Source organism: Agrobacterium sp. BT-220-3, assembly GCF_025910175.1.
Lineage (GTDB): Bacteria > Pseudomonadota > Alphaproteobacteria > Rhizobiales > Rhizobiaceae > Agrobacterium > Agrobacterium oryzihabitans.
This window is the reverse complement of the sequence record NZ_JAPAIX010000023.1, coordinates 1-17,230: the sequence shown is the minus strand read 5'-3', so window position 1 is coordinate 17,230 and position 17,230 is coordinate 1. Positions and strand designations below refer to the sequence as shown.

Annotated in this window: 16 protein-coding genes and 4 pseudogenes; 5 read left to right on the top strand and 15 right to left on the bottom strand. The window is 61.7% G+C overall.

Features of this window, described 5'->3' with window-relative positions; translation table 11 throughout:
* The 4 genes and pseudogenes from OK142_RS24580 to OK142_RS24565 all read right to left on the bottom strand — a co-directional run.
* Positions 1-108, bottom strand: a pseudogene (locus OK142_RS24580) (IS6 family transposase); the annotation flags it as partial.
* Between the two features lie 174 nt (positions 109-282).
* Positions 283-1,428: a cation:proton antiporter domain-containing protein gene (locus OK142_RS24575; RefSeq protein WP_037094085.1), complete on the bottom strand. Its 1,146-nt coding sequence runs from the start codon at positions 1,426-1,428 to the stop codon at positions 283-285.
* A 57-nt stretch (positions 1,429-1,485) separates the two neighbouring features.
* Positions 1,486-1,908, bottom strand: coding sequence for a thioredoxin TrxC (gene trxC, locus OK142_RS24570; protein ID WP_037094083.1), 423 nt, complete (start codon positions 1,906-1,908; stop codon positions 1,486-1,488).
* A gap of 51 nt (positions 1,909-1,959) precedes the next feature.
* Positions 1,960-2,802: an SDH family Clp fold serine proteinase gene (locus OK142_RS24565; RefSeq protein WP_037094081.1), complete on the bottom strand. Its 843-nt coding sequence runs from the start codon at positions 2,800-2,802 to the stop codon at positions 1,960-1,962.
* Between the two features lie 266 nt (positions 2,803-3,068).
* On the opposite strand from OK142_RS24565, the pseudogene OK142_RS24560 reads away from it, so the two are divergent.
* Positions 3,069-3,161 (top strand): annotated as a pseudogene (locus OK142_RS24560) (IS5 family transposase); the annotation flags it as partial.
* A 74-nt stretch (positions 3,162-3,235) separates the two neighbouring features.
* On the opposite strand, the gene yfdX2 reads toward OK142_RS24560, so the two are convergent.
* From yfdX2 to OK142_RS24505, 11 genes and pseudogenes are all read right to left on the bottom strand, one after another.
* The gene (gene yfdX2 / locus OK142_RS24555) at positions 3,236-4,123 is read right to left on the bottom strand and encodes a heat resistance protein YfdX2 (RefSeq protein ID WP_037094080.1); all 888 of its coding nucleotides are present in this window, start codon (positions 4,121-4,123) and stop codon (positions 3,236-3,238) included.
* Positions 4,124-4,225: 102 nt separating this feature from the next.
* Positions 4,226-5,140 (bottom strand): heat resistance protein YfdX1, encoded by a 915-nt coding sequence (gene yfdX1, locus OK142_RS24550; protein WP_037094078.1) that lies wholly within the window; start codon positions 5,138-5,140, stop codon positions 4,226-4,228.
* Positions 5,141-5,162: 22 nt separating this feature from the next.
* A pseudogene (locus OK142_RS24545) lies at positions 5,163-5,306 on the bottom strand (Hsp20/alpha crystallin family protein); the annotation flags it as partial.
* A 13-nt stretch (positions 5,307-5,319) separates the two neighbouring features.
* Positions 5,320-6,009, bottom strand: a pseudogene (locus tag OK142_RS24540) (IS3 family transposase); the annotation flags it as partial.
* Between the two features lie 17 nt (positions 6,010-6,026).
* Entirely contained in the window at positions 6,027-6,587 is a 561-nt protein-coding gene (locus OK142_RS24535) for an NADH dehydrogenase ubiquinone Fe-S protein 4 (protein ID WP_037094077.1), read from the bottom strand.
* Between the two features lies 1 nt (position 6,588).
* Positions 6,589-7,209: a hypothetical protein gene (locus OK142_RS24530; protein WP_037094075.1), complete on the bottom strand. Its 621-nt coding sequence runs from the start codon at positions 7,207-7,209 to the stop codon at positions 6,589-6,591.
* Between the two features lie 211 nt (positions 7,210-7,420).
* Positions 7,421-8,068, bottom strand: a complete 648-nt coding sequence (locus tag OK142_RS24525) for an HdeD family acid-resistance protein (protein WP_037094071.1) — start codon at positions 8,066-8,068, stop codon at positions 7,421-7,423.
* Between the two features lie 26 nt (positions 8,069-8,094).
* Positions 8,095-9,237 (bottom strand): sigma-70 family RNA polymerase sigma factor, encoded by a 1,143-nt coding sequence (locus OK142_RS24520; RefSeq protein WP_037094070.1) that lies wholly within the window; start codon positions 9,235-9,237, stop codon positions 8,095-8,097.
* A 77-nt stretch (positions 9,238-9,314) separates the two neighbouring features.
* Positions 9,315-12,209 (bottom strand): ATP-dependent Clp protease ATP-binding subunit, encoded by a 2,895-nt coding sequence (locus tag OK142_RS24515; protein ID WP_037094068.1) that lies wholly within the window; start codon positions 12,207-12,209, stop codon positions 9,315-9,317.
* Between the two features lie 62 nt (positions 12,210-12,271).
* The gene (gene ftsH, locus OK142_RS24510; RefSeq protein WP_037094066.1) at positions 12,272-14,104 is read right to left on the bottom strand and encodes an ATP-dependent zinc metalloprotease FtsH; all 1,833 of its coding nucleotides are present in this window, start codon (positions 14,102-14,104) and stop codon (positions 12,272-12,274) included.
* Positions 14,105-14,118: 14 nt separating this feature from the next.
* Positions 14,119-14,550, bottom strand: coding sequence for a MarR family winged helix-turn-helix transcriptional regulator (locus tag OK142_RS24505; RefSeq protein WP_037094065.1), 432 nt, complete (start codon positions 14,548-14,550; stop codon positions 14,119-14,121).
* Between OK142_RS24505 and OK142_RS24500 the strand changes: the two genes are divergently transcribed.
* The 4 genes from OK142_RS24500 (at position 14,534) to OK142_RS24485 (ending at position 16,709) form a co-directional block, all read left to right on the top strand.
* Positions 14,534-15,178, top strand: a complete 645-nt coding sequence (locus tag OK142_RS24500; protein WP_498685678.1) for an Hsp20/alpha crystallin family protein — start codon at positions 14,534-14,536, stop codon at positions 15,176-15,178. The two genes, OK142_RS24505 and OK142_RS24500, sit on opposite strands and share 17 nt — an antisense overlap.
* 14 nt (positions 15,179-15,192) lie before the next feature.
* Positions 15,193-15,591 (top strand): Hsp20/alpha crystallin family protein, encoded by a 399-nt coding sequence (locus tag OK142_RS24495; protein WP_003603273.1) that lies wholly within the window; start codon positions 15,193-15,195, stop codon positions 15,589-15,591.
* Between the two features lie 20 nt (positions 15,592-15,611).
* On the top strand, positions 15,612-16,103 hold the full coding sequence (locus OK142_RS24490) for an Hsp20/alpha crystallin family protein (protein WP_011982931.1): 492 nt from the start codon (positions 15,612-15,614) through the stop codon (positions 16,101-16,103).
* Positions 16,104-16,217: 114 nt separating this feature from the next.
* Positions 16,218-16,709: a phosphate-starvation-inducible PsiE family protein gene (locus OK142_RS24485; protein ID WP_003603271.1), complete on the top strand. Its 492-nt coding sequence runs from the start codon at positions 16,218-16,220 to the stop codon at positions 16,707-16,709.
* The last annotated feature ends 521 nt before the right edge of the window (positions 16,710-17,230 follow it).

Below are 17,230 nucleotides of genomic sequence, written 5' to 3'. Positions count from 1 at the left end.
TAGATACCATGTCACTGCCTGCACGATCAGCCATGCCTCGAAATGCCGCCCTTTGAAATCGTCCTTCGACTGGCGCTTCAGCTTTTCGGCAATGGCATTCAGAATCATGGCTACGCTCCACTACATCGGGAGCGGAATTTCTACGGTCGTAGTCAACAGCTAGTTAACCAAAAGAATTTGCGACACGCCCCGAAATACTCTCCGACTATAGCGTCATGCGTGATCAGGTGCGGGCGTGCTCTCAGTGATCTGAGAAACATAGTTATCTTGATGTTGACCCTGCTAAACCCTTAGCCCCGCCCATCTAACCATAAGACTACCGACCAGCATGCTCGCTCCAGTCGCGACAAGGAGGGGGCCGGCGAACTCGTCGGCTACAATGCCCGATGCCGCGGAAGCCGACAGCAGCATCAGGCTGAATTCTCCTCCGTGGCCCAGGATGATCCCAGTCCTCCATGCGGTCTGAAGCGACTCGCCGAATAGTCGGGCGACGACCAAAACGATCAGCGTCTTGCCCGCAAATATGATCGCGAGCCAGCTCAGCACGACTGGCCACGCATACGGGATAATCCAAAGTGGCAATTGCGTTCCGATGCCGACGAAGAAAATCCCGACAAACAAATCGCGGAAGGGCCGGATCTCGTTCTCGACGGCATGGCGCGCGTCACCCTCGCCGATGATCATGCCGGCCGCGAATGCGGCGAGTGCCGGAGAAAGACCGACGGAGGTCGCGACGATCGCAGACCCGAGCGCAATGGTGAGCGCGAGGAGTTGGGCGAGTTCCGGATCGCCACGCGACGCGACCCAACGGGCAAGCACCTGCAGGGGGCCACGGGCAATGAACAGAGCTGCAACCAATGCCGTAGAACTGGCGATGACCGTTATCACGCCATGTCCCTCGGCGGCTCCGCTCATCGAATCGTGCAGAAGCAGGAATGCAACAGCTGCCAAGTCTTGAAACAGAAGCACTGCAATGGACAGACGTCCTTGGGCCGATCCCAGAGCGTTCGCGCTTGCGAGCACCTTGAGGCACATGGCCGTGGATGACATGGCAACGGCCCCGCCGATGAGGATTGCGGGGACGGGCGCGAGATCGAAGATCAGACTCGCTACCAACGATACCGTTATCGTCGTGACTGCAACCTGCGCGGCTCCAAGACCGAAGACATGCTTCCTGAGCGTTACGAGCTTCTCGAACGAGAATTCCAGGCCAAGAGCGAACAGCAGGAGTACCACTCCGATCTCGCCAATGCTGCTCAGGGCAGCGCTCTCAGCAATCAGGCCGAGGCCGGCAGGTCCGATGATTATGCCGGCAAGAATGTAACCGACGATACTGGGCACGCCGATCCGTGAACATATCGTCACGAGCACGAACGCGGCAAAGACCAACAAGGCCGCACTTTCAACAAATCCGGTCACGCCATGCATGTTCTTCTCCTTCTTCTCCTGATGGCATGGCGCAGGTAAGGCCAATACCTGTAAACTCTAGACGTGCGACCGCGCCCACTGCGCTATCTGCGCGGCAGGCATTGCTCCGCTCGTCCTCGCGATTTCCTTGCCGCTCCTGAACAGGATCATGGTGGGAATGCCGCGGATCCCGTAACGGCCGGCGATCTGCTGTTCGGCTTCCGTATCGAGCTTACCAAGGCGGAAATTTGGTTCGAGCGACTGCGCCGCCGCCTCGAATTGGGGCGCCATCATCTTGCATGGCCCGCACCATCCCGCCCAGAAATCGACGAGCAGGGGCAGATCGGCATCGGCGTGTCGGTCGAAACTGGCGGCGGTCAGTGTGACTGGCCGGCCCTCGAACAGGGCGGCGCCGCAGCGGCCGCAGCTGGGGTTATCCGTCAGTCGTTCCTGCGGAACGCGATTGACGGAACTGCATTTCGGGCAAGCAACGGTGGGCATTCTGTTCTCCCTTTGAGTGTCGTTTCGGAGGGGCAGGCAGGGCGGCGCCGTTCAGCGCGAGGTCGTGGCCCGCCGGGCCTCTCGGTGGCGGGGTTCGGGCAGGTATTCGACGCCGCCGCCCAGACGGCGGACGGGCTGCGGATAGAGGGTCATCAGCTCGAGTATTTCCTCGGGCATGTCGGTCCGTACCGGCAGCCCCATCTCGCGCGCCTCTTCCGCAGAGATAGGGTAGTCGTGCGTCCAGGTGCCGGTGGCCAGCTGCGCCGCCAATGTCGCCGCCTTTTCCTCGTCCATCTTGTCGGTCAGGAGCCGTCGCGCTACGGTCTCGACTTGGGCGATCGCCTTTCGACCGACATCGGCCAAGACCAACGTCTGGTCGTCGATTTCCGTGATCGGCTTTTGCTCGACGACCCTGATGAGTGAAGCCGCGGGCATTTGGCCGAGTTGCGGATCGATCGGGCCCAGCACGGAGTGGTCGCACATCACGATCTCGTCTGCGGCCAGAGCGATCAGCGTTCCCCCCGACATGGCGTAGTGCGGCACGAAAACTGTGACCTTGCCCTTGTGTCCCTGGATGGCGCGAGCAATCTGCGTGGCAGCGAGGACTAGTCCGCCGGGGGTGTGCAGCACGATGTCGAGCGGCATTTCGGCGTCCGTCAGCTGGATCGCGCGCAGGACTTCCTCGGAGTCGTTAACGTCGATGTAGCGAACCAGGGGAAAACCTAGGAGGTTCATCGTCTCCTGCCGATGGATCATCAGGATCACCCGGCTTCCGCGCATCCTCTCGATTTGAGCGATCTTCCGAGTGCGCATCGCCTCCAGATACTTCCTCTGCAGTGCCGGCTGCAGTGCGGAGACGATGAAGAACAGCCAGAGCAGTTGCATCAAATCCATGGATTTCCTTTTCCTTTCCTTCGCCCATCCGGCAGGAAGCCGTATATTCCCTCGTCGCGGTAGTAGTTGCGATAGGTGACTGCAGGCCTGCGTAGAATCGGACTAGGCCGCGTGGACGAACCGGCACAGGGGGGATTCCCCCGAGGCGGATGACGTGATTCGAGGCTGACCTCTGGAGAGGAGGTCGGCCTTGGTTCGGGATCGTTTGACGGATGCGGAGTGGGCGATCTTCGCCCCGTTCCTGACGGAGCAGTCGGCCCGCGGCGGCCACCCGCTACGACCACACCGCTTCCAGCTTTCTCGGCTTCGCCCTGCTCGGCTGCATCCGCTTATGGATCTGGTTCGTCCACGCGGCCTAATGGGGTGAAAAAGCATACACTCCTGAGCAAAGAGAGGGGCGCGACGCGCCCCTCTTACGCCCTATCCAGCGGTTTCAGAACAACTTGGACAGCTTTGCCTTGATTTCATCGAGCCAGCCTTTTCCGCCGCCTCCCCCAGCCGTCTTTTGCTTGACTTTCCTGAGTTCAGCATACAGGGGCTCAAAGTCCTTCTTCTTTCCATAGCCCAGCAGTTCTGCCATTTCCAACTGCTGCCGCGCTTCGTCCAAGAATGTCTCCAGGCGCTCATTGGACGCTTCGCTCCGCTGACCATCTTCTACCAAGGTCTCGGCGCGCTTCAGGAGCAGCCTGGCGCGCAGGGCGGGCAGCGGATGCACGCTGCGCGTCTCGACCAGCGTGCTGAGCGCTGCCTGCAGCGCGGCTTTGGCTTCTTCAATCTTGCCCTGATCGATCAGCGGCACGACTGACTTCACGGCTGCGGGATAGGACGCCAGAGGGATGTTGGTGACCGCGATCACGATTTCACTGGCCAGCAAAGCCAGCACGTGACGTGCCTGTTGCACCTCGCCATGTTTGAGGGCATCCAGCGCCTCGTCGGTCATCGCCTCAATGGTTTCCGTGTTGGCGAACAAGTCGTGCACGATGGTGCGCACATCAACGGGGGCCAGGGCAAGCGTGGGTTCGCGCGCAACAATCAGCTCCAGCTTTCCAGTCACTTCGGCCAGCATTGCCAATGCGCGTGCAGCGTCCTTGCCGTCAAGTGCGGCCAGCGCTGATTTGGTCAGCGCCAAGGCCGAGACGGCCTCATCGAGGACTTGTCTACGTTTGTCTGCCGCCTGCGAGCCCGTTTCCTTCTGAACCTCAGGCTGTACCTCCGTGACGACTTCAGGCTTGGCCTCTGGACTGACAGGAAGGCTGCTGACCGCGGCCTGTTCGTTTATTTCTTTGTTCGTCGCATTGGGATTCGATGTTTGCTCATTCATGGTGATATGCCTCGTATGAGTTAGTGAAAATAGGCGAATCTATTGGGGCTGACTGCGAACATCGCGAGACTGACCGACCGAACAGTCGGCCCCTTCATCACCTCAAAACAGCTTTTGGAGGCGCGTCTTCAACTCGTCGAACCATCCCTTGCCGCTTTTGCCACCAGCCGACTTTTGCTCAATGGACTTCACCTGATCGAAGATGGGTTTGAAATCCGCCTTCTTGCCATAACCCAGGATCTGCGCCATCTCGATCTCCGTGCGCACGGACGACAGCAAGGTGCTGAGCTCCTCGTTCTGCTTGGCATCGCGCTTGTCGGTCTCGGCCAGCTTTTCAGCTTTTGCCATCGCGGCTTCAGCCCGTAGCACGGGCAGAGGAAAGGCGACCGAGGTCACCACCAGCGTGTTCAGTGCTCGGGCGAGTTCCGCCTTGGCGTCGTCGATCTTGCCGCTGTCGATGAGCCGTGCGGCCGACTTGATCGCTGCCGGGTACGTTGCCATCGGCAGGTTGTCGGTTTCGATCACGATTTCGCTGGCCAGATTGGCGACGATGGGCCGGGCCTCTTGCACCTCGCCATCACCCAACAACTCCCGAGACAACTCGACCGCTTTCTTCACCGTTTCCACGTTGGCGTGGATATCGTGGGTGATGACGCGTACATCGACCGGCGCCAAAGCAAGTTTGGCGTCGCGTGCCAATACCAGTTCCAGCTTTCCGCTGGCCAGTTCCAGCGCAGCGAGCGCCTCCTTGGTCTTCTTTGCATCAAGGAGTGTCAAAGCCTCCTGGGTCTTGGTGAGCGCCGTGATGGCGTCCTGAGTGAGCTCAGCACGCTTTTTTTCGGCTTCCCGGGCGGCCTTGTCATCTACCTGTGGCTGCGCCGCCTTGGATGCGGCAGAGGGTGCTGCAGCACCTGGGCTAGAACCTGCCGCCGATTGGGCCTGAGCCGGTCCGCTAAGTCCGACGACGACCGCCAGGGCAAGTGCGGAGAAGGTTGATTGGGGCTGTTTGATATTCATGATCTTGGGCTCCTAATTAAAGTTAGTTGACTGAGATTTCAATCTGTTTCGGTTTGGCTTGCTCGGCCTTGACAAGCCGCACTTCCAGCGCGCCGTCTTTCATCGAAGCCGTTACCTTGGCCGGATCAACGTTGTCAGGCAAGACAAAGTTGCGCACAAAGTGACCTGCCACTGAACTTTCATCCAGCGGCGATTAGAGTCTCGACCGTTTCTGTTACGCCGTTGGGCGCGGGTTGAGCAACGGGCGGAGACGCGAAGCCCTTATCGAGCGAAGCGTCGGAGCCGGTTGCGGTAAGGGTTCCGGCGAAGGCCGCCGGGGTCTGGTATCCGAGCGAGGAGTGCGGTCTCGCGGTGTTGAAGTCCTGCCTCCATTCGGCGATGGCGCTGCGGGCGTGGTCGAGGCCGAAGAACAGGCTCTCGTTCAAGAGCTCATCGCGCATCCGGCCGTTGAAGCTCTCGACGTAGCCATTCTGCATGGGCTTTCCGGGCGCGATGTAGTGCCACTCGACGCGATGATCCTTCGACCAGGCGAGGATCGCGTTCGAGGTGAACTCCGTGCCGTGGTCAGAGACGATCATGCCCGGCTTGCCGCGTCGGGAGATCAGGTCCGTCAGCTCACGAGCAACGCGGCGACCGGAGATCGACGTGTCCGGGATCGCTGCCAGGCATTCGCGCGTCACGTCATCGACGATGTTGAGCACACGGAAGCGCCGCCCGCAGGCGAACTGATCGTGCACGAAGTCCAGCGACCAGCGCGCGTTCGCCCTTGCCTCGACCAGGATCGGCGCCCGCGTGCCCACCGCGCGTCGCCGCGCCCGGCGCTTGCGCACCGTCAGGCCCTCCTCGCGGTAGAGCCGGTAGATCGAGCGCATGCAGCTGGCCGTCATCACGTCGTCTTTCTTGCAATTGTCACACCCGTCCACGCCGGAGGATCAGAGGCGGGGAAGGATTCGAGCGAGGCTTCGAGGACCGGATCGAAACTCTCCCTGTCGCTGGTAGACGGGTCGGCCGTGCTCTCATGCTGGACGCCTCTTGAGAGGCGGCGATCGGGGCGGAACGGGACCCGGAAGGCTCCCGGGGCATCGACGCCCCTGTGCAGCCGGTGGCGCGTCTCACCCGCCCAAGGGTTCGCCATCCGGGCTCCCCCAGCGTCCTCGCGCACGACATAATGCCAGTCCTGCCGCTCTGCGAAGTCCACGGCGCTGTCGCGATCCGGAAACTTCAGCCGGATCGGACGATAGGGATCGCCGCTGGACGTGTATCCCATCAGCGGCTCGATCTGCGGCGGCCGGGACGGCTCGAACTCGAGGACCCAGTAGTTGGGCCGAGGCGCCGATGTCATCGCGGAACGGGCAGGACGGTAGATGATTGCCGTCGGCACGTCCCAGGATGGCAGATCGGTTCCGGGAATTTTCGGCGGGAATGGTGGGCGATTATGGCCGCGCATATCAGTTCTCCCGGGTGTCGGTGGATACGAGAAGGTGACGTTCGAGATCGTCGAGTTTTTCCATTCGCCTCGAATTCAGGCGAACGGCGCGTTCGGTGTTCTGCGAAGGAAAGGCAGCAGCGTGCAGGACGTCCGACCGCATCGCTATCGTGAGATCGGCGACGGCATTCATCACGCCCTCTCCGTCCCCGTCCGAGAGCGTGCCGTCAGCAAAACCGGACTGCAAGCTCTCCAGTACCTGCTCGAAGCTGGACACGACCCCTGCACTCGCGACCACAGCCAGCTTGTGGCTGAGAACACGCAGTTCATCGATCAGCTTCGCATCGTGCCTTGCGGTTTCCACGATCTCTGCGACCTTCTCGATGCAGGCCATGTAAATGTCGCATTGCTGCTGGAGGATGATGACCCTTCCTTCCTTGCGAAGCTCGAGATCGGTCTGGCGATTGAGAAGCGCCGCGGTCAGAATGATCGTCACGACAGCGCCGAGGAAGATGAGCGTCATCTCCTGCGCGAAAGGCAGTATGTCTTCGGCAAGATACATCGAACGAAAAACGAAAACGATGCCGATGCCCAAGGCAGCGGCCGCAGCAGCAAATGCCAAGTCAGGCAGTCGGTTCGACATCAGCACCTCGCATTTTCGGTGTCAGGTGGCATGCACGGCTTTGCATCGGCGTCCGGCGCCTCTGCGTCCCGGTGCCGCAGGAAGATTGGCGTCGGACCGCTGCCGAACGGATTGAAGCCGGTGCTCAGGCAACGGTCGAAGATCGTTTTGTCCCATCGGGTGAAATCGTGCTCCTCGCCGGCAAGTCGCCCGTCATCCACCACAGGGCACCTCACGCCTTTGCCGATGGGGGAGCGTTATCGAAGGCCGCACCGTCCGAACGATCCCCCTTGCGAAGCCGTAGCCCGAGGAGGATCATCATCCCCCCGAAGACCGCGGCGTAGAAGCCGATCAGCCAGCCGAGCGCGAGGAAGCTTTCGACCGGGCGCGTCAGCAGCATCCAGGTCACGACGACACCGAGAACGACCGAGAGAAGGCCGCTCAGGATCAGCCAGATTTCGCCGTTGATTTCCTTTCGCAGGCGGATCGCTGCCGCGATCTCGAGGGCACCCGAGAACACGGACCAGAATGCGATGCTGGCCCAGAGGAATGTCGCAAGCACAAGCGTCGCGACAAAAGGCGAGACAACCACGACGACGCCCGTGGCGATGCCTAGAATGCCGCTGAACATCAGCCAGCCCCAGCGTTCGCCCTTGCGGATGTTACGTATCGCGGCGACGAGGCCGACCACGCCGTCGGCAAAGGCGAACGCGCCGAAGACCAGCGTGAGCGCCAGAAGCGATTCCGCAGGCATGACGAAGGCTAGCACTGCGATGATCAATGCGAGCACGCCGCGTAACACGAATGCCCACCAATTCCGGGACAGGCTGCACAGCATGTCCTGCATCTTGTCGGTCGGGTTTTCAGAGGCTATGGTCATTGGTCGATCTCCTATTCAGTTCCATGTCAGGTGTCGGAGCCGGCCTCCTCGCCGGTTAGGGCGGCGGCCACGCGGCGGCGATCCTCGATCGGCTGAGGCAGACGCCGCGTGTGAGCGATTTCCCGTTCGATGGGCGCGCGGCCTGATGGATCTCTGACCAACCCGGCTTCGGCAAGCCTCGCGCGTAGTGTCGCGCCCGCATTTTCTGCAATCTCGGCGACCACTGTCTCGGTCAGGCCGAAAAGGTCTGCCGTCTCCGCGATCGTAGCGTTGTCGAGGTGGAGCCGATAGAGAACGCGGCGTTCGACCGACGGAAGATCGGCGATTGCCCGGTGCAGCACCATGGCGATCTTATGCCGATCCGCTTGGCTCTCGGGGTCTGTGCCGCCGTCGTCGGCGAGGAGGTCCTCCAGCATCAGCACTTCGTCGGGCTGGTAGAACTCGAACATCGCCTGATCCGCCTCGGTCGGATCCTCCGCCGGGGCCTCGGGTTCCGCCTCGATGGAGGCGGCATCCTCAGGCACGGCGCGGCGCGCGGCGCGCGCCTCGGCCTCGATGGTCTCGAAAGCCAGTTTCAGCAGCCAGTCGCCTATGGAAAACTCGGTGGGCCGCTGCTCGAACCTTTCCAGTCCCTTGAGGATCGTCGCATCGACAAGATCGCGAACGCTGAGGTAACCCTCCGGTACCGATCCGCTGCATTCGAGATAGGTCAACTCGCGCCTGACGGTGTCATAGACCGTATCGAGATGATCCTCGATCAGCTCAAAGAAGAGCTGGCGCCGGTCCGCTTCCGCCGCATCCCGCGCGGGCGGCAGTGGGGCGCCGATCCGGCGCCGGCGGGCGGGACGCTTGTATTCAGGCTCGTGCTTGAGGCGCGCCACATGCCGATCGACCTGGTGGCGCAGGTCGGCAAAGGCCTTGCGCAGGACAGGCTCGATCTCGAATCCCTCTTCCCGGGCCGCGATCACGCCCGACGGCAATTGCAGGCGCAGGCTGACTTTGATGCGCTTCTTGCCCCTCGTCTGCGAGGCAACGACTTCGAGCCGGACCAGATCCTCGCGAAAGCGCGCAAGGTGCGGTTCAAGTTGCCGCAATTCTTCCTCGATGACCTCAGGCGCGCGCTGTTGGCCGTGCCGGTCGAGATTGCGGAATGATCTAATGACGTTCATGCCGTGGACCTTCCTATAACTCTCCGAAGAGATGGTCCGGCGCGACCGATATCGCGCCGGGCCAGTCTTTTGCGCTGTCACTCGGCGGACTTGTCGTCCTTGGACTGCACCTCATCCCCAACGCTGGGCTTCGGAACGTCCGTCTTGTTTTCGGCAACTTCGCTGGGCTCCTCGATCCCGGCCTTGGCCTGATCGTCCGGGCTGTCGTCACCGGTGTCCTTTACGATCTTTTCGAACACGACCCTCTGTTCGTCTTCCGACCAGGCGACGCGGACCTTGTCACCATCCTCGATCCGCCCGGAGAGCATCTCGCGGGCCAACTCGGTCTCCAACTGCGACCGGATCAGCCGGCGTAGCTCGCGGGCACCGAATTCGGGACGGAAGCCGACCGCGCCGAAGTGATCCACGACGCTCACATCGAGTTCGAGTTCGACGCCCTGGGTAAGGGCGGTCCGCTTCACCCGGTTGAGCTGCAACTCGACGATCTGGCGGATTTCCGACTGGTTCAGCGAGTGGAAGACGATGATCTCGTCGATCCGGTTGATGAACTCTGGCCGGAAATGACCGCGCAACACCTCCATCAGCTCGGACTTCTGCTTGGCCTCGTCGAACTCACTGCTGCCGCGTTTCGTGAGGTTGCGCTGGATGATGTCCGAACCGAGGTTCGACGTGGCGATGATGATGGTGTTGGTGAAGTCCACCACGCGCCCCTTGCCGTCGGTCAGCCGCCCGTCGTCGAACACCTGCAGCAGGATGTTATAGACATCCGGGTGCGCCTTCTCGATCTCGTCGAGCAGCACGACGGAGTAGGGCCGGCGGCGCACTCGCTCCGTCAGTTGCCCGCCTTCGTCGTATCCGACGTAGCCGGGAGGCGCGCCCACCAGCCGGGCGACCGAGTGGCGCTCGCCATACTCCGACATGTCGATGCGGATGATTGCGTCCTGATCGCCAAAGATTACTTCGGCGAGCGTCTTGGCCAGTTCCGTCTTGCCAACCCCGGTCGGCCCGAGGAAGAGGAATGTCGCGGTCGGGCCGCGTCCCTCGCGCAGTCCTGCGCGCGCCAGGCGCACCGCATCCGCCACGGCGCGGATGGCCTCTTCCTGGCCGATGACGCGCTCGTGCAGCTTCTCCTCGAGCTTGAGGAGCTTGTCTTTCTCCTCGGTGGTCAGCTCAGTGACCGGAACGCCGGTGATCTTCGAGACGATCTGCGCGACATGATCGGCGCGCACCTCGGCGGTCGCCGAAGCCTGGTCGCGCTTCCAGATCTCCAGAAGCTCGTCCAATTCTTTCTGCTTCTGTTCGAGTTCCTTCTTCAATTCCGCTGCCCGGTCGAATTGCTTGCGGGCTGCGGCATAGTCCTGCTCGCGCTTGATCTGCGCGACCTCGGCCTCTAGCTCCTGGACGTCCACGGGGCGCGCTGTGGCGCTGATCTTCACACGTGCGGCGGCCTGATCGATCAGGTCGATCGCTTTGTCAGGCATGAAGCGGCCAGTGATGTAGCGGTCGGAAAGCTCGGCCGCCGCGACGATGGCCTCGTCGGTGATCGTCACCTTGTGGTGCGCCTCCAGCGTGTCGCGCAGACCCCGCAGGATCATGATGACCTGAGCGACCGTGGGTTCCTCGACATAGACCGGCTGGAAGCGGCGTTCGAGTGCTGCGTCCTTCTCGATATATTTCTGGTACTCGTTGAGCGTCGTTGCACCGATCAGGTTCAGCTCGCCCCGCGCCAGCGCCGGCTTGAAGGTGTTGGCGATGTCGAGACCGCCTTCGCCACCGCCCTGGCCGGCGCCGACGATGGTGTGGATCTCGTCGATGAAGAGAATGAGGCTGTCCTTCTCCTCGGTGATCTCCTTGAGGATCTTTTGGACTCGCTCCTCGAACTCGCCGCGATACTTCGACCCGGCCACCATCGAGTTGATGTTGAGCTCCACGAGCCGCTTGTCGCGCAGCGCCTCGGGCACCTCGCCCGCGACGATCCGTTGTGCAAGTCCCTCGACGATGGCGGTCTTGCCCACGCCAGGCTCGCCGATCAGCACCGGGTTGTTCTTTTTCCGGCGGGCCAGCACTTCGATCGTCGTCTCGATCTCGCGGGCGCGGCCGATGACGGGATCGAGCTTGCCATCGCGGGCGAGCTTCGTCAGGTCACGGCTGAACTGGTCGAGATCGGGGGTGTTCGACGGACTCTCGACGCGGCCTTCCTCGGCTCCCTTGCCGACCACCTTCGTCACCTGCTGACGCAGCGCCTGCGGCGTCAACCCCAGCTTGCGCAGCATCGCCGCGGCCAGGCCTTCACCTTCCTCGGCAAGTCCGATCAGAAGGTGCTCGGGACCGACATAGGAATGGCCGAGTTCGTTCGAGGCGATGAAGGCTCGGTTCAGTGCGTCCTTCAGGCGAGGACTGACGCCGATTTCGCCTTCCGTCTTGGCGTCTCCACGCTTCGCTTCCTTCTCGATCTGGCGGCGCAGATCGTCCACATCGACCTTGAACTGTTCCAGGATCGTCTTGACGACGTCAGACGAGGTCAATGCCAGAAGCAGATGTTCGGTATCGACCTCGCTGCGCCCGAATTCCCCGGCCTTCTGTGCTGCATCCTGCAGCAGCTTGTTGCCCTGTTCGCTCAGCCGGTCGGCGATGGTGCGTCCGCCGCCGCGCCGCGATCCACGCCGCGGCGCGCCCTCGCCGAAAGTGGCGTCGACGACAGCGTCATCGCCATCACCCATAGAGCCGAGCGTGCCGCCTCGCAGCGGACTGTCACCAAAGAGGCTGCCGAAACCGCTCTCGCCGAAGAATTCGTCAAGAAGGGAATGTCGTCCGAACAGGGACTCCAGCGGCGAGGCGCTGCGACCCGACCGGCGCGCTATTTCGCTGTAGTGCTGATCGCACAGCTCCATGTTCTGAACCTTGCCGTTCACCGAGGCGCGCACGCGCGCCGTCGCCGGGCGACCGCAAATATCGCAAGTTCCGTTTGCCATTTTTCCTCTCCGTTTCTTTATCCAGTCAGGGTTGTCCGCGATCATCTGCGTCAGTGACGGTGTCAGGCAGCGACCGCTTCCGTTCTTTTCATCTTGGACCCAATTGCCACCAGATCGGGCTCGTCCAGTGTCTCGCGTTGCAGGAGATCCTGCGCCGATTGCTCGAGCAGCGCCCGGTTGGCTTCGAGAAGCGAGAGGGTGCGCTTGAACACGCCATCCACGATGTCGCGCACCTTCTGGTCCATCCGCTCGGCAGTGGCCTCGCTGTAGCGGCGGTTCAGCCACGACGACTGGTCGCCGGTGCCGAGAAAGCCTGGCCGATCGGTGTCGTAGCTGACATGCCCGAGGTCTTCGTCCATCCCGTACCGCGCGACCATGGCGCGGGCGATATCGGTCGCCTTGACCAGATCGTCGGCCGCCCCGGTCGAGACATGATTGTAGATGATCTTCTCGGCCGCGCGCCCGCCAAGCAGGACTGCGATCTTGTTCTCCAGCTCCTCCCGCGTCATCAGGAAGCGGTCCTCGGTCGGGCGCTGGATAGTGTAGCCGAGCGCGCCAATTCCGCGCGGGATGATCGAGACCTTGTGCACCGGGTCCACCCCCGGCAGAGCCATCGCCACAAGCGCGTGCCCCATCTCGTGGTGCGCCACGATCTCGCGCTCGCGCGGGTTCAGAACGCGGTTCTTCTTCTCCAACCCGGCGATGATGCGCTCCACGGCATTGTTGAAGTCGTCCATCGTCACCGCATCGGCCTTGCGGCGCGTGGCGAGCAATGCTGCCTCGTTGACGAGATTGGCAAGATCGGCGCCCGAGAAGCCGGGCGTGAGCGCTGCGACCTTCTCGGCATCGACGTCCGGGGCGAGCTTCACCTTTTTCATGTGAACGCCAAGAATCTGCACACGTCCCTTCTTATCCGGCCGATCCACCAGCACCTGACGGTCGAAGCGTCCGGCCCGCAACAGCGCGGGGTCGAGGATCTCTGGTCGGTTGGTGGCGGCCAGGAGCACGATGCCCACCGAAGGGTCGAAGCCGTCGAGCTCGGTCAGAAGCTGGTTCAGCGTCTGCTCACGCTCATCATGGCCGCCAGCGATCTGGCCGGAGGAGCGCGCCCGCCCGAGAGCGTCGAGTTCGTCGATGAAGATAATCGCCGGCGCGGATTTCCGAGCCTGCTCGAAGAGGTCGCGCACCCGCGCGGCACCGACGCCCACGAACATCTCGACGAACTCTGATCCCGAGATCGAAAAGAAGGTCACGCCGGCCTCACCCGCCACCGCGCGCGCCAGCAGCGTCTTGCCGGTGCCCGGCGGCCCAACGAGCAATATGCCTTTGGGGATATGTGCGCCCAGCTTTCCGTATTCGGCCGGGTTCTTGAGGAACTCCACGACCTCCTCGAGCTCGGCCTTGGCCTCGTCCACACCGGCCACGTCGGCGAAGCTGACGCCGGTTTCTTTTTCCATGTAAACCTTGGCCTTGCTGCGGCCGACCTGCATGAACCCGCCGAAGCCCTGCTTGTCGGCGAACTTGCGGAACAGCAGCATCCAGATTCCGAAGAAGATAAGCGCTGGCGCCACCCAGGAAATCAGCGTGCCGAGAAAAGTGTTTTGCGGAACGCCAGTGATCTCGATACCTGACCGGTCTATCCGTTCCAGGATTGCGGGATTCACTACGGTCGTCACGAACTGCTTCTTGCCGTCGACCGGTTCGGCGAAGGTGCCTGTGATAGTGTCTGACCCGACCGCGACAGAGGAAATTTTCCCGTCAGCGAGATACTTCTCGAACTGGCTGTAGCTGATCGGTGCGACGGATTGCCAGCCGGCGATCAGGTTCTGGATGAAAAGCACGGCTATGAAAGCCACCACCCAGTACCAGATGTTATATTCGGTCTTCCTTTCCATGCCGCTTGTCCCTTTCACTGGCGCCCGAGCCGCGCCCTGATCCGCTCGAGCAGCGCCAGCAGGGCGCGCCTTTCGTCCGCCGACAGATCCTGGAAGATTTCATGTTCGAGCGCCGATTGCCGCGGCGCGAGTTCCTCCAGCATCGCCCGGGCCTTCGACGTTGCCGTGACGATCTGCGCCCGCCTGTCGTCGGGCGAGGGCGACCGCTCGACCCAGCCGCCCCGGACCATGCGATCGACGAGCTGGCCGGCTGTGGCCTGGCCGACCTCAAGTCGGTCGGCCAGATCGCCGATGGTCAGCCCAGGCGCATCCTCGACATGCGCCGCCGCCATCCAGGATAGGCGGGTCAGGCCGCTGCCGCGGATGTCTTGGTCGATCCGCTGCTGGATGAGCTGCGCGACCCGGTGGATCTTCGTCCCGATCAGCGCGATGTCCGAAGAGATCATGGTTATCCTTCCGCCGATTGCATGGTACACAGGAGAAACCGCCCCCCATCCAAAACGCAATGCACCCATCATACATGCTTGCATAATAAATGGAATGGCCTATCTTGATAGGCGTTCTCCGAACCCACATCCGGCCGGCACCGTTGCCCGGTCCCTCCATGCCGACGGTTCGGGGGTATCGATCAGCAACAGGAGGCCAGCAATGCTCTACCCGACATATCTGCGCCGCAGCGATCCCTTTGCGCTGATGCGCTCCATGATGCGCGATCTCGACCGCGGTTTCTGGCCGCCGTCCCGCGCGGCGTTCCCGGCGGTAAATGTCTGGCAAGGCCCTGAGGCCGTTGCAGTCACCGCTGAACTTCCCGGCATCGAACCGGACGACATTGAAATTTCGGTCAAGGACAACGTCCTGACGCTGTCGGGCGAACGCAAGGCGCCCGAGGTTCCCGACGGTGCGCGCTGGCACCGCAACGAACGCGTTTACGGCAGGTTTTCCCGCGCGATCCGGCTGCCGTTCTTGGCCTCGGATGACAAGGTCGAGGCGAGGATGGCGAACGGCGTATTGCGGATCGTCATCTCCCGGCCCGAGGAAGAAAAGCCGAAGAAAATCGAGATCAAGGCAGCCTGAGAGGAGCTGGAACGATGAGCACCGACATCTCGCAAGCCGCCGAAAAGACGCCGACCGACTCGCCTGAGACCACCGGCGGCGGACGCATCTACCGCCCGTCGACCGATATCGTCGAGACCGATCAGGGTTTCTCCATGATGCTTGAAATGCCTGGGGTCGCCGCCGATGCGATCGAAATCACGCTCGAAAATCGTGTGTTGACGATCCGCGGCAAGGTTGACCCGGTGCGGCCGAAAAACCTCGAACTTGCCTATGCCGAATATGGCGAGGGCGATTTCGAGCGTGCCTTCACGCTTTCCGAGGACTTCGACCCCGACAGGATCGAAGCCGAGATGCGAGGAGGCGTCCTAACTTTAACGCTCCCCCGGGCCCCTGAAGCGCAGCCGAAAAGGATCGCCGTCAAGGGCGCCTGAAAACCGAAGGAGACCATATCATGCAGATCAAAGACCTCATCCCCTGGGCGCGCAAGGACGGCGCGCCAGACGCCAAGAGCAGCGAAGACAACCCGATCGCGACACTCCAGCGCGAAATGAACCATGTGTTCGAGAACTTTTGGAACCGGGTCGGTCAGTTCGAATGGCCCTGGGGCAGCGGCGAAGCCAAATCCGACATGGTCGAGACCGACAACGCGATCGAAGTGTCGATCGAGCTGCCGGGCATGGAGATGAAGGACATCGAGGTGACGGTCAACGATGACATGTTGACTGTGAAGGGGGAGAAGAAGATCGAGCGCCAGGTGGAGAAGAAGGGGTATTACCTGTCCGAGCGCAGCTACGGCGCGATCTACCGGACAATTCCGCTCCCTCCCGGTGTGGATGGCGAAAAGGCGCAAGCATCCTTCAAGAACGGGGTTCTGACGATCAAGCTGCCCCAGACACCCGAGGCGCAGGCGAAGATCAAGCGCATCGATGTCAAGAACGGCTGATTTGCCACATTGGGTGTCGCCGGTTTGCGGCGTCCGCTCAGCTCCGTTTGATATCACGCCGTCTGGTGAGCCCCGGGGAGCCTGTTTCTCCGGGGCGGCTTTCGAGGGGGAATGATGAAAGACCTGAAACGATCCGGGCTAACCCGTGAACAATGGTCGGCGATGACGCTCTACGAGAAGTTCGAACAGGTCGTCATTTTCGTCCTCAGCGCCATCATTGCGGTTATCGTCGTGGCGTCGGTTTGGGCGCTGATGCGCGAGGTCGTGAACCGGTTGGTCTTGGGAGCGTTCGACACGCTCGATTACGCCACCTTCCAGGTGGTGTTCGGAATGATCTTCACCGTTGTAATTGCGCTCGAGTTCAAGCGCTCCCTTCTTGTGGCGACAGAACGCAGCTTCGGCGTTCTCCAGGTCCGCACGATCGTGCTGATCGCGCTCCTCGCGATCGCGCGCAAATTTATCATCCTCGACCTTGGCGAGACGGAGCCAGCCAAGATCGCCGCCCTCGCGGGCGCGGCTCTTGCGCTCGGAGCAGTCCACTGGCTGGTGCGCGATCAGGACCGGCGCGAAGAGCCCGGTGCTAAAAATGCCGAAGGCGATCAATGAGCCGAAGCGTTTTCGTTCGACTTGTTTCATCAACCTCTGCCGCACTCATCAGCATAATTGTTTAGCAGAAATTTTTTATCATGCCGAGCGTTGCGCTGGGTCGGTTTGCCGAGCCGCGCGCCGTCGCTTCCCGCGGAGACTTGGCGGCGTTCGAACAAAGCACCATCACAATTTTCAACGCCACTCGAGACAGTGCGTCTCCATCGCGACAACCGAGCGTATAGTCGATCCCTAAACCCGGAGTGCCTATGACGGTCCGCGTGGGAACGGCTCGCGGTTCATTTGGGACGAACTCTAATCAATTTTTCGGCCCACTCATATGCTCTCTAATTGAAACCAACACGCTCTCGAACTCAGCGTCATCTCGTGTCCAAAAACGAGCGATTGCGTACAGGGGTAAAACGGGCCTGTCGCAAGTTCTATCCGAGGTCAGAAATTCCCCGGATGCGGCTTGGTTTTCATGCTTTGTTAACCTTTTGAAGTCCGAAGAGGCGTGCAAGTAGGTCGTTCTGGTCGTTGAC